This window comes from Pectobacterium sp. A5351 (genome assembly GCF_028335745.1).
Taxonomy (GTDB): domain Bacteria; phylum Pseudomonadota; class Gammaproteobacteria; order Enterobacterales; family Enterobacteriaceae; genus Pectobacterium.
The window spans coordinates 1203407-1216175 of sequence record NZ_CP116477.1; the positions used below are offsets into that span (position 1 = coordinate 1203407).

Below are 12769 nucleotides of genomic sequence, written 5' to 3' on the forward strand. Positions count from 1 at the left end.
TGCCAAAATTCGTAACATTTTCATGTCATCATGCACCGTTTATTTATCTGCAAAAATATGAAAAGCACCTGCAAACATGAAAAGTGGCAGGCATACCCATTATCGGAGAAGCACTATGACGAACAATACCATGCTGATTTCACTCTCTACCCAACCTGCTGACGCGCGCTGGGGAGAAAAAGCGACGCTGAGTGTGAATGAGCAGGGGTTTACCATTCATGCAGGGGCGTCCCTGAATGGCAAAGCTGCACTGGCGGTGATCCAGCGTGCTGCCCGCAAAATTGATGGGCAGGGGATTAAACACGTTAAGTTAGCGGGTGAAGGCTGGGATCTGGCAAACAGCTGGGCATTCTGGCAGGGATATCGCGGGCCGAAAGGGCAAAGAACGGTTGAATGGGCGGAACTGAACGACGCCGACAAGCAAGAGCTGAACGCTCGCCTGAAGATTGTGGACTGGGTGCGTGACACCATCAACCTGCCTGCTGAAGATTTGGGGCCAGAGCAACTGGCGACCCGCGCAGTTGATCTGCTGTGTGACGTAGCCTGCGATGCCGTCAGCTACCGCATCACCAAAGGTGAAGATCTGCGTGAGCAGAATTATGCCGGCCTGCACACGGTCGGCCGCGGCTCTGAACGTCAGCCGGTGCTACTGGCGCTGGACTATAACCCAACGGGTAATGCGGATGCGCCGGTGTTCGCCTGTCTGGTGGGCAAAGGTATTACGTTTGATACCGGTGGCTACAGCCTGAAGCCTAGCAGCTCTATGGACTCCATGAAATCGGATATGGGCGGTGCGGCTACCCTGACTGGCGCACTGGCGCTGGCGGCGTCACGCGGTTTGCAACAGCGTGTGAAGTTGTATCTGTGCTGTGCGGACAACATGGTGAGCGGCAATGCATTCCGACTGGGCGATATTATTCGCTACCGCAACGGCAAGACGGTTGAAGTCATGAACACCGATGCGGAAGGGCGTCTGGTACTGGCGGACGGCCTGATCGATGCCTCCGAGCAGAACCCGCAGTGGATTATCGACTGTGCAACGCTGACGGGCGCGGCGAAAACGGCGCTGGGCAACGACTATCACGCGCTGTTCAGCTTTGATGACGAGCTGGTGGCGGCATTGCAGGACAGTGCGAAAGAAGAGAATGAGCCGTTCTGGCGTCTGCCGCTGGAAGAGTTCCACCGTAGTCACCTGCCGTCCAGCTTTGCCGATCTGAACAATATTGCCAGCGGTGCGCACACCGCCGGTGCCAGCACGGCGGCGGCTTTCCTGTCGCACTTTGTGAAAAATTACCAACAGGGCTGGCTGCACATCGACTGTTCCGCGACGTACCGTAAAGGCGCGGTGGAGCAGTGGGCGACAGGTGCAACGGGGCTCGGCGTACGCACGCTGGCGAATCTCTTGCTGAGCAACGCCAAATAGTCGTTTCAGACTTATCTGCCATTTACCGAATGTGTTGAGACATAACGCCGCGCCTCATGCGTAATGCTAGTCACTTAAGCATGGGTTTAGGGGGAAACACGGTGATGAGGCTCCCGCAGGGATGCCTCGCATCGTGGTAGCCCCCGGTATCTCGATCCTTAACCGATCGGCATTAGAGCCTCACGCGTCGGTTTTTAACGTAATCATGTTGAGGGATGTATGGAGTTTTCGCCACGTAATAAACTGGAAGAAGTGCTGATTCTGGCTGCAACGGAACCCGCACATCGTCCTGAGTTTTTCAGTGAACTGATGGAAGCCACGGTGTTTGTGTTGGGCACGACCGATGACGGGGATGAATCCGGTGAGGTGGTGTTGCATGCGGGCAGTAATGTGAATATCCAACACTGGGAAAAAGACGATGGCTCATCTGCTATTCCTTTCTTCTCTTCTCTGGAAGCCTTACAGAGCGTGATTACGGAAGAAGCGTCTTTTCTGGCGCTACCGACGCGTTCGCTGTTTGAAATGACACAGGGCGTCACGCTGTTCCTCAATCCTAAGCTGCCGTATGGCAAAGAGTTTTTGCCGCAGGAAATTGAACATATTCTGTCTGGCGAAGGTCACGGTTTTGTTCAGCAGCGTATCGTCGAAGAAGAGATGCAGGTCTTGCTGAGTCAGCCAGCCGAGATGCCAGCACAGATGATTGATTCCCTGACGCAGCTGTTTACCAAGCATCGCCATGTAAAACGGGCGTTTCTGGCGCAGATTCAGGAGCCGGGCGAAGAACAGCCCCACCTGCTGATTGGGATTGATGTCGATCAGGATGAAGAAACCATCATCCGTGAAGCGGGCAGCGTCGCCAGTGATACCTTACCGGACGAGCGTCCTGTCGATCTGTGTTTGGTGAAAGAAGGCGAGCCGGGGATCAGCCACTACATGATTAAACACACCACGCCGTTCTACGAACGCAAGTGGGGGAGTTTCCTGAGGGAGTTTAAGGCCACCGGCAACGCCTGATACCGGGTATAAGTTTGATACAGGCAACGGCGGATTACGATTTTTCCGCTGTTGCCTGCAATAGCAGTAAATCGATCAGCATCACCAGATTCGATTCAAATGAGCTAATCTCACCCGCTTCCGCCGCATAGTGAACCGCATCATCGTAGAGCCGGAAGTGCAAATCGGCTAACTCGCCTAATGAATTCAACGACGCTCGGGTAAACGCAATCACCTTCATGCCAATGTTTTTGGCGATACGCGCCTTATCCAAAACCTGTTCGGTTTCCCCACTGCGGGAGATGGCGATAAACACCTGATATTTCGGTGCGTTATTGAGAAAAATACCTCGACTGTCCCCTAACCCAGAAGAGAACGCATCTTTCCCTAACACCTGCAGTTTCTTCGCTAAATACTCGGCAAACAGATGGGAAAACCCCGCGCCATAGAGGAAAAAGTGGCTTTTCTGTCGCAGGATAGCGCTGAACGTCGCTCTATCCTGATGGCTAATGTAGGCAAATGTGCGGCGGTAATTGTCGACAAAATGCTGGAAGGCATCGGGAAGTGAAGCGTCATCGGGCGTGACGGCGGGCGAGGGAGCCAGACGCGGATGATCCGTGAGCAGCGTTTTACAGTGATAAATGAATTCGCTGTAGCCGCTAAAGCCGATTTTCTGGCACAGCCGCATGATGGTTGCGGTGGAGACATAGGTTTTCTGCGCCAGTTCACGTACCGTGATTTTGCCTATCAGCGACGAATGTTCGGCGATAAAAGCCAGCACGCGGTATTCCGCACGCGTCAGCACTTGGCCGTGTTGCATTAAGGATGCCAGCCGATTATCCACCTGCTACCCCTGATTGACGGTAATAAAATACTGAACGGGATTAATCGCGTGCGATCGGAACATTATCGCGGCTACCCCAATCACTCCACGAACCGTCGTACAGCGTCACATTCGGGACATTTAACTGCGTTAGCGCCAGCACCACGACAGATGCCGTGACGCCGGAGCCGCAGCTGGCGACGATAGGGCGAGTGAAATCCACCCCATGCTTATGCAGAATGGTTGCCAGTTCAGCGTTGGGTTTCAGCGCACCGTTATGCACTAAATCGGTCCACGGCACGTTCAGGCTGCCGGGAATATGACCGCGATGCAGGCCGGGGCGCGGTTCATCCACTTCGGCATGAAAGCGCGGCGCGGGACGGGCATCGACAATCTGCTCTGATTTATCCCGACAGATGGAAAGCACGTCGTCGCGTGAGCGAATGGCGTTCTCATCCAGCGTAGCGTGAAATGTGGTTGGCTTCGGCGTTACATCGCCCTGTTCCAATGGCAGGTTCTGTGCTGTCCAGCCTGCCAGGCCACCGCTCAGGATTGAAAGGGATGTCGCGCCGAAGGTGTGCAACATCCACCACGCGCGTGGCGCGGAGAAGAGATTGCCTTCATCGTAAATCACCAGATGCTGCTGGTTATCAATCCCCAACTCACCCATTGCCCGCGCGAAGTCTTCGCGCGTTGGCATCATATGTGGCAGATCGCTGCTGTGATCGGACAGGGTTTCAATATCAAAAAAAACCGCGCCAGGCAGGTGGCCGGCGCGGTATTCGGCATGAATATCACGGGTGGTATTGCCCGGTGGCAGCATTCGGGCATCAATGAGTGTGATACTGCTGTCATTCAGGTGGCTGGCAAGCCAGTCTGCGGAAACAAACCGCTCATGAGAAACGGGCAAATCAGAAGACGATGCTGACATAGATCCTCCACGTTGGGGCCGACGAATTCAGCCCCGAATCTACCATTGATGTGCAATGGTAGATTCATTGTCAGCGATTTTCCCTCATCCGACAAGTCGCAGATTATTGGGCGATACCGTCTCTATATGCTTGTTTTAATTGCGGCCAGTAATCCTGATTGGCTTCAATCATCTCATCCAGAATGGCTTTGGCGTGCTGCATCGTCGGCACGGTACGGTTCAAGGTAAACGCCTGCAAGGCCTTCTCGTAGCTGCCTTCCAGCGTGGCTTCCACTAACAGCTGTTCGGACGCCAGCTGCTGTTCCAGCAAGGCACGGTGGAACTGTGGGACATTCCCCATCCGCACCGGCTCTGGCCCTTGCGCGGTGATATAAGCGGGCACCTCCACCATCGCGTCGTACGGCAGATTGGCGATAGCGCCTTTATTTTCGACGATCACCAGATGACGCTGACGCAGATCGAACGCCAGCGAGCAGGCGACATCAACGATGAACGAGCCGTGCACGCCAACGTGGAACGCATCCGACAGAATACCGGTTTCCTTGTAGCTGGCCGCCGCTGCAAACAGCTTCTTCTCACGCCCGTCCATCACTTCATTGGCGCGCGTGTAGTCAGGATCCTGATGCTCCACGATCTGATTCGGCATCAGGTAATACTGCAAATACGGATTCGGCACGAACTCTGGGAAATGATCCATGATGGGTTTGATGTTGCGCCAGGTTTTCACCCACGATGGATCGGCGTGCTGCGGATCGGTATCGGCGGCATCGGCGGTCAACAGGCCATAGCGGGCGATGTGTTCGCGCAGTTCCGGCATCCGATCGACGCCATCGACCAGCACGCGGGTAAACCAGCCAAAGTGATTCAGCCCGAAATAGTCCACCGTGATGTCGTGACGATCGACGCCCAGCACGGCGGCGATATTACGCATCGCGGCAACGGGCATGTCGCAGATATTCAACACGCGGGCGTTAGGGCGCAGACGACGCACGCCTTCGGCAACAATCGCGGCGGGGTTGGAGTAATTGACGATCCACGCCTCTTTATGTGCATAGCGCTCAACCAGATCGATCAGTTCGGCCATTGGCAGAATAGTACGCAGGCCGTAGGCCAGCCCGCCGGGGCCACAGGTTTCCTGCCCGACGACGCCGTGGCGTAGTGGGATTTTTTCATCCTGTTCGCGCATTTTGTACTGGCCGACGCGCATCTGGGCAAAGACAAAGTGAGCGCCGGTAAATGCGGTTTCTGCGTCGGTCGTGACGGTAAAAACGATGCTGTCACTGTGGTCGCGAATCACCTTTTCCACCACCGGCGCGATGATGTCCTGCCGCGGGCCGTCGATGTCATACAAACGAATCTCTGCCAGCGGGAAATCCGCGAGACGTACCATCAGACTCTTTACGATGCCTGGGGTATAGGTGCTGCCGCCGCCGGCAATGGTCAGAATGAATGGGGGTTTCGTCATGGTCAGTCTCCTGTTAAAGCGCGTTTTCAACTGCTTCGCGTATCGTTTTGACGTGAAGTCCGTAAACCACCTGTACGTTGTTACCCTGTCGGATAACGGCTTTCGCACCGGTGTTCTTAAGCTGTTGTTCGTCTACCAGATTCGGGTCGATCAGCGTGACCCGTAAGCGGGTGTAACAGTTATCCACCACCTCGATATTCGGTTTACCGCCTAGTCCTGCGATGATGGTGGAGCCAACAAGCAGAGCATCGCCTTTCACCGCGTCCTGCGTTTTTGCCGGATTCTCTGTCTTGGACTGATATTCGGTTTTGGAATACAGCCGCGTCTCTTCCTCATCGGTTTCACGCCCTGGTGTTGGCATGTCGAAGTACAGAATCAGGAAGCGGAAGACGAAGAAGTAAATCACCGACATAGTCAGCCCAACCACGATGTACATCGGCCAGTTGGATTTCTCGATGCCCAGCGGCAGGTTATAAAGCAGGAAATCGATGACGCCGTTGGCACCAATCGCGTGTACGCCCATGATGGAGAACAGCATCATGCCTATGCCGGTCAGTACGGCGTGAACGGCAAACAGCATGGGCGCGACGAACAGGAAGGAGAACTCCAGCGGCTCGGTGACACCCAGCAAGAAAGAGGTAAACGCAGCCGGAATCAGAATGGCTTTGGCGGCCAGACGCTTTTCTGGCTTCGCCGTGACGTACATCGCCAATGCGGCGGCCGTCAGGCCAAACATTTTACTGATGCCTCGCGCGTCCCAGACTACGGTGGAGCTCAGCTGTTTGACGTTCTGACAGGCCATTTCAGCAAAATAGATGTTGCGTGCGCCCTGATACAGCTTGCCGCATACCTCTGCGGTTCCGCCCAGTTCGGTGTACAGGAACGGGGTATAGACCAGATGATGCAGCCCGGTGGGGATCAGCACGCGTTCGAGAAAGCCATAAATCGCGATGCCAACAGGGCCTGCACCTTTAATCGCGAAGGCCAGCCAGGTAATGCCCTGTTGAGCAAACGGCCACAGCGCGCTCATCGCAAAGCCCAGCGCAATCGCCAGCGGAATCACCAGAATGGCGACGAAGCAGTGGCCGGAATAAATCGCCATGACGCCGTTAAACTGTTTACTGGAATAGCGGTTATACAGATAGCCTGCGAATCCGCCGATCAGGATACCGGCGAAAACGCCCATTTCCAGTACCTGAACGCCAAGTACCATGCCTTGCCCGGCGGCGCGCATCTCTGCGGCTGGTACGAGTTTGCCCTGTAATTGCAGCGTGATATTCATGGCGTTAATGAAGATGATGAACATCACCAGACCGATCAGCGCAGCGTAGCCCTTATCGCGTTTTGCCAATCCAATCGGGATCCCAACGGCGAAGACCAGCGCCAAATTAGCCAGAATCGCCACGGCAGATTTGGAAACCAGTTGGCCAAAATCCTGAATCAAGGGGTGATTAAGTAAAGGGACATAGCCCGCTAAATTGCCGTTACCGAACACATTCCCAAATGCGATGAATAACCCGACAATCGGGAGTATCAGCACCGGCCCATACAGGGACTTGCCGAAATTTTGCAATGCATTGACCGCTCTTTTCATTATCAGCCCTCTTACTGGCCATTATGGTGGGTACAGCAGCAAGGCTAGCAGTGAATGACAAAGAGATTCCAGTTATCTTATTGTTTTAAAAACAAATAACCTATAACGTTACAAGTAACCTTCAGAACTGTGATCGCCGATGATTTGTTACATCCCGCGCAAGGGCTATGGGGGACGAAAAAGTGCGAGGCGTAATCGTTAATGAAGAGGAAATGAGAGGTAACATTTTTTTAATAAAATGTTATTTCCTTGGTAGGCAACAAAGGTCTCTGCACCTATAATTTGCGCCACTTTCACTGGCCGGGTATACAATTCTTATAATCCGGCTGTAATCTGACAGTTTAGTTAATGAGGTCAATATGACGATAGAACGTACCTTCTCCATCGTAAAACCTAATGCGGTTGCCAAGAATGCGATTGGTTCGATTTATGCACGCTTTGAAAGCGCAGGTTTTACCATCGTTGCGGCTAAAATGCTGCGTCTGAGCCGTGAGCAAGCGGAAGGTTTCTACGCTGAGCATAAAGGCAAGCCGTTCTTTGATGGCCTGGTCGAATTCATGATGTCTGGCCCAATTATGGTGCAGGTGCTGGAAGGTGAAAACGCCGTTCAACGTAACCGTGACATCATGGGTGCTACCAACCCGGCAAACGCACTGGCGGGCACGCTGCGTGCTGATTACGCGGATAGCTTCACAGCGAACGCGGTACACGGTTCTGATTCTATCGAATCCGCTCAGCGTGAAATCGCTTATTTCTTCAGCGATGATGAAATCTGCCCGCGCGCGTAATCTTGCGGGTAATAAAAATGTTGCGTGTGATAAACAGGTTAGCGCGTGTGATGTTGCTTCTTTTTCGTTGTGTTAGTGTGCAGTGTCGAAGCAATGACACAGAAAAAAAGCGGTGATGGTAGCTTACCTGTTTTAAACTTTGTACAATGCTGCGCCCTGGATGAGCCTGCACTTATCCGGGGCGTTTCTTTGGTCATAACCATCGAATTCAACCTTCTTTTTAGCGCCATAACGTGTAATAACGAGGCCAGGATTGACAATGTCTAAGCAAATCGCGTCTGAAACCGTCGTGTCTGAAACGACGGCATCTAACACTACCGCATCTAACACTACCGTATCCGAGCAAACTGTGTCCGAATTCTCTCCGGCGTCTGTTGATGCCTCTCAATCCGTCAAAGCCAGTGCGGAAAAAATCAACCTGTTGGATCTTAACCGCCAGCAAATGCGTGACCTCTTCATGTCGATGGGAGAGAAACCGTTCCGCGCCGATCAGGTTATGAAATGGATTTATCACTACTGCTGTGATGACTTCAACCAGATGACGGATATTAACAAAGTCTTCCGCAGCAAATTGCAGGAAGTCGCTGAGATTCGCGCGCCTGAAGTCGTAGATGAACAGCGTTCTTCTGACGGCACGATTAAGTGGGCGATTCTGGTAGGCGGCCAGCGCGTAGAAACCGTTTATATTCCCGAAGAAGATCGCGCCACGCTGTGCGTATCGTCTCAGGTAGGTTGCGCGCTGGAGTGCAAGTTCTGCTCAACGGCGCAGCAGGGCTTTAACCGCAACCTGCGTGTATCGGAAATTATCGGCCAGGTGTGGCGTGCGGCGAAAATTATCGGCGCTTTTAAAGTCACCGGCCAGCGTCCCATTACCAACGTGGTGATGATGGGAATGGGCGAACCATTGCTGAACCTGACTAACGTGGTGCCAGCGATGGAAATCATGCTGGATGACTTCGGTTTCGGCCTGTCCAAGCGTCGCGTAACGCTGTCTACGTCTGGCGTGGTGCCCGCGTTGGATAAACTGGGCGATATGATTGATGTCGCGCTGGCGATTTCTCTGCATGCACCGACCGACGACATTCGTAACGAAATCATGCCGATCAACAAAAAGTACAATATCGAGATGTTTCTGAGCTCGGTGCGTCGCTATCTGGAAAAATCCAATGCGAATCAGGGACGTGTTACCGTTGAGTATGTGATGTTGGATCATATCAATGACGGCACCGAACACGCGCATCAACTGGCTGAATGCCTGAAAGATACACCGTGCAAGATCAACCTAATTCCGTGGAACCCGTTCCCGGGCGCGCCGTATGGCCGCAGCTCAAACAGCCGCGTTGACCGTTTCTCCAAGGTGCTGATGGAGTATGGCTTCACGACGATCGTACGTAAAACCCGTGGGGATGACATTGATGCGGCCTGCGGCCAGTTGGCGGGCGAAGTCGTGGACAGAACTAAACGTACGCTGAAGAAGAAAATGGCCGGTGAACCTATCGCAGTGAAAGCGGTCTAAGATCGAATGGCGCGCGGGTTAGCGTGGAATTGCTAACCCGGTGGAAGTGCTAACCCGCTGTCTGCCGCTGAGGTAATTTGCAGAACAAACGTGAGCAAATTGCGAGGCGCGCCGCGTTGTTGCCCGATCTGACTGCCACTCTGTTCATATTCAGGTAACCTCTCTGGTCTGGCAAGGATGACAAGGCGAGGAAACAGGGATGGTGGCGTCTCTATCACGGAGAATAGCGTTATTACAGGGAACGTACTGGCTGAGTGGCCTGTTCGCGGTGCTGTTGTTGGCGGGATGTGTGCATTCGCCTCAGGAAGCGACAAATCCAGCGGTTGCTCAAACCCGCTTGCAGCTGGGCTTGGCATATCTGGCGCACAATAATCTGGATTCAGCTCGACAGAATCTTGAAAAGGCGGTGGCGATTGCTCCGCAGGATTATCGAACACAATTGGGGATGGCGCTTTACGAGCAGCGGATAGGTGAAAACCGTCTTGCTGAACAGCGTTATCAGCATGTGTTGAACATGGTGCCGGAAAATGGCAGCGTCATGAATAATTACGGTGCGTTTCTGTGTAGTTTAGGGCAGTATGTAGCGGCGCAGCGACAGTTTAGTGCGGCTGCACAACTTCCTGATTACAGTCAGGTTGCTGATGCGTTGGAAAATGCTGGATACTGCTTTTTCCATGCCGGACAGACTGAAAACGCGCGCAATTTATTAAGTCGGGCGCTGAAATATGACCCGACGAAAGGCAGTGCCTTGCTGGCGGAAGCAAACAAACAGTTTGATGCCGGGAAAAATGAGCAAGCGCGGCTGCTGCTTGATGTTTATCAGCATACTCTTCCGGCCAGTGCCGAAAGCTTATGGTTACAGATTCGTTTCGCCGCGTTGGCGGGCCATGATGGCGATAAAAAACGTTATGGCAACGTGCTGGCGCGAAGTTTTCCACAATCTAAACAGTACCAGCACTTCTTAGCTAATGAATACTGAAGCCACCCAAGATACAACAGAAGCAAAACTACCCGGCGAACGTCTGCGTGAGGCGCGTGAACGTCTTGGATTTACCCAGCAAACTATTGCCGAGCGTTTGTGCCTTAAAATCTCCACCGTTCGTGATATTGAAGACGGTACGACGCCTGCCGATTTAGCGCCGACCTTTCTGCGCGGCTATATCCGTTCTTATGCCAAGCTGGTTCATTTACCCGAAGATGAGCTGCTTCCCATTGTGGATAAACAGGCCATACCTAAAACGATCTCTGTCTCGCCGATGCAGAGTTTTTCGCTGAAAAAAAGCCGCAAAAAGCGTGATGGCTGGTTGATGACAATCACCTGGCTGGTCGTGCTGGTTGTTCTGGGGCTAACGGGCGCATGGTGGTGGCAAAACCATCAGGCTCAGCAGGCGGAAATCAACAGCATGGTCGATCACGCCAGTTCTATGCAGGCGCAAACGGAAGGACAGCCCGTCCCGTTGGTGGACAACAGCGCTTCGCAGGAAACAGCGGCACAGAATTCCGCTGCGGCACCGACTTCTACGCCAGTCGACCTGTCTGCGACTGTCGCGGCGACACCTTCAACGCCTTCTTCTTCCGCTTCCGCAACGACGCCGTCAACGGTACCTTCTAGCCCATCGCCTTCACAGGAGAACGCCGCACAGTCTCAGGCTGCGGGTAGTGCGCTGTTAGGTGCCGGGGCAGTGGCACCCGCTACGGGTACGGTAGCGGAGAGCAATTCCGTCTCTGCTACGCATGCATTGGTAATGACTTTCACGGCCGATTGCTGGTTGGAAGTGACGGATGCCAGCGGCAAAAAACTGTTTAGCGGTATGCAGCGTAATGGTGGCACGCTGAATCTGGATGGTCAGTCACCCTATAAACTTAAAATTGGCGCACCTGCTGCGGTACAGATTCAATTTCAAGGCAAGCCGGTTGATTTAAGCCGCTTTGTGCGCAGCAATCAGGTTGCACGCCTGACGCTGACCGCAGAATAACGTGTTGTTTAGGTAAGACTGCAATGTTGGAGATGAAGTAATGCATAACGCTGCACCCATAACCCGTCGAAAATCAAAACGGATTTACGTCGGCAAGGTGCCTGTAGGTGATGGTGCGCCGATTGCAGTGCAATCCATGACCAACACCCGAACCACCGACGTTGAAGCTACCGTCAATCAAATCAGATCGCTGGAGCGCGTGGGGGTGGATATTGTCCGCGTTTCCGTGCCAACGATGGACGCGGCGGAAGCCTTTAAGCTTATCAAACAGCAGGTGAATGTTCCGCTCGTCGCCGACATCCATTTTGACTACCGCATCGCGTTGAAAGTCGCGGAGTACGGCGTTGACTGTCTACGTATCAATCCTGGCAATATTGGTAACGAGGAGCGTATCCGCTCGGTTGTCGATTGTGCGCGTTACAACAATATCCCGATCCGTATTGGCGTGAATGGCGGTTCGCTGGAAAAAGATTTGCAGGAAAAATACGGCGAACCAACGCCGGAAGCGCTGCTGGAATCGGCGATGCGCCATGTCGATATTCTCGATCGCCTGAACTTCGATCAGTTTAAGGTCAGCGTCAAAGCCTCGGACGTTTTCCTTGCCGTGCAGTCTTATCGCCTGTTGGCGGCCCGTATCGATCAGCCGTTGCACCTCGGCATCACCGAAGCGGGTGGCGCGCGTAGTGGTGCGGTGAAGTCGGCTATCGGCCTCGGACTGTTACTGTCGGAAGGTATTGGCGACACGCTGCGTATCTCGCTGGCGGCCGATCCGGTTGAGGAAGTGAAAGTCGGCTTCGATATCCTGAAATCGCTGCGTATTCGTGCACGCGGAATCAACTTTATTGCTTGCCCGACCTGCTCCCGTCAGGAGTTTGACGTGATCGGGACGGTGAACGCGCTGGAACAACGATTGGAAGACATCATCACGCCGATGGATGTGTCGATTATCGGCTGCGTGGTGAATGGCCCTGGTGAAGCGCTGGTGTCGACCATTGGCGTCACCGGTGGACATAACAAGAGCGGCTTCTATGAAGACGGCGTGCGGCAGAGAGAACGCTTCGATAACGAACAGATGATCGATCAGTTAGAAGCCAAGATCCGCGCGAAAGCCTCCATGATGGACGAAAATCAGCGTATTACCGTCAATCTGGTGGATAAATAACCCTGACGGCGTGGCGGCATGCCGTCACCCGCCTAATTCACGATTCCTGAACCCGATGGGGATGCCCCGCATTGAAGATGCGACGACAATCCCTCTAT

General features: G+C 53.6%; 11 protein-coding genes. 7 read left to right on the forward strand and 4 right to left on the reverse strand.

Translation table 11 applies throughout. From position 1 onward, the window contains the following. Positions 1-115: 115 nt before the first annotated feature. Together pepB and sseB are read left to right on the forward strand one after the other, a co-directional pair. The gene (pepB, locus tag O1Q74_RS05700; protein WP_271876921.1) at positions 116-1423 is read left to right on the forward strand and encodes an aminopeptidase PepB; all 1308 of its coding nucleotides are present in this window, start codon (positions 116-118) and stop codon (positions 1421-1423) included. A gap of 219 nt (positions 1424-1642) precedes the next feature. Then, positions 1643-2437 carry an enhanced serine sensitivity protein SseB gene (gene sseB, locus O1Q74_RS05705; protein ID WP_263057816.1) on the forward strand — a complete coding sequence of 265 codons (795 nt, stop codon included), beginning with the start codon at positions 1643-1645 and terminating at the stop codon, positions 2435-2437. A gap of 34 nt (positions 2438-2471) precedes the next feature. Here the strand turns inward: sseB and O1Q74_RS05710 are convergent, their stop codons facing one another. The 4 genes from O1Q74_RS05710 to O1Q74_RS05725 form a co-directional block, all read right to left on the reverse strand. After that, positions 2472-3260, reverse strand: a complete 789-nt coding sequence (locus O1Q74_RS05710) for a MurR/RpiR family transcriptional regulator (RefSeq protein WP_271876924.1) — start codon at positions 3258-3260, stop codon at positions 2472-2474. Positions 3261-3300: 40 nt separating this feature from the next. Beyond that, positions 3301-4170 (reverse strand): 3-mercaptopyruvate sulfurtransferase, encoded by an 870-nt coding sequence (gene sseA / locus O1Q74_RS05715; RefSeq protein ID WP_271876926.1) that lies wholly within the window; start codon positions 4168-4170, stop codon positions 3301-3303. A gap of 103 nt (positions 4171-4273) precedes the next feature. After that, complete coding sequence (locus O1Q74_RS05720) at positions 4274-5635, reverse strand: 6-phospho-alpha-glucosidase (protein ID WP_271876928.1); 1362 nt, start codon at positions 5633-5635, stop codon at positions 4274-4276. 13 nt (positions 5636-5648) lie between these two features. Continuing rightward, the gene (locus O1Q74_RS05725) at positions 5649-7229 is read right to left on the reverse strand and encodes a PTS transporter subunit EIIC (protein WP_271876930.1); all 1581 of its coding nucleotides are present in this window, start codon (positions 7227-7229) and stop codon (positions 5649-5651) included. Between the two features lie 359 nt (positions 7230-7588). On the opposite strand from O1Q74_RS05725, the gene ndk reads away from it, so the two are divergent. From ndk to ispG, 5 genes are all read left to right on the forward strand, one after another. Next, positions 7589-8017, forward strand: a complete 429-nt coding sequence (gene ndk, locus O1Q74_RS05730; RefSeq protein WP_039360680.1) for a nucleoside-diphosphate kinase — start codon at positions 7589-7591, stop codon at positions 8015-8017. Positions 8018-8276: 259 nt separating this feature from the next. Beyond that, positions 8277-9533 (forward strand): bifunctional tRNA (adenosine(37)-C2)-methyltransferase TrmG/ribosomal RNA large subunit methyltransferase RlmN, encoded by a 1257-nt coding sequence (locus tag O1Q74_RS05735; RefSeq protein ID WP_271876933.1) that lies wholly within the window; start codon positions 8277-8279, stop codon positions 9531-9533. Positions 9534-9732: 199 nt separating this feature from the next. Then, positions 9733-10512: a type IV pilus biogenesis/stability protein PilW gene (gene pilW, locus O1Q74_RS05740; RefSeq protein ID WP_271876935.1), complete on the forward strand. Its 780-nt coding sequence runs from the start codon at positions 9733-9735 to the stop codon at positions 10510-10512. Further along, a complete protein-coding gene (rodZ, locus tag O1Q74_RS05745) occupies positions 10502-11509 on the forward strand; it encodes a cytoskeleton protein RodZ (protein ID WP_271876937.1) in 1008 nt (335 codons plus the stop codon). Before pilW ends, rodZ begins: the two co-directional genes overlap by 11 nt. 40 nt (positions 11510-11549) lie before the next feature. Beyond that, the gene (gene ispG, locus O1Q74_RS05750; RefSeq protein ID WP_271876940.1) at positions 11550-12671 is read left to right on the forward strand and encodes a flavodoxin-dependent (E)-4-hydroxy-3-methylbut-2-enyl-diphosphate synthase; all 1122 of its coding nucleotides are present in this window, start codon (positions 11550-11552) and stop codon (positions 12669-12671) included. Positions 12672-12769 lie beyond the last annotated feature (98 nt).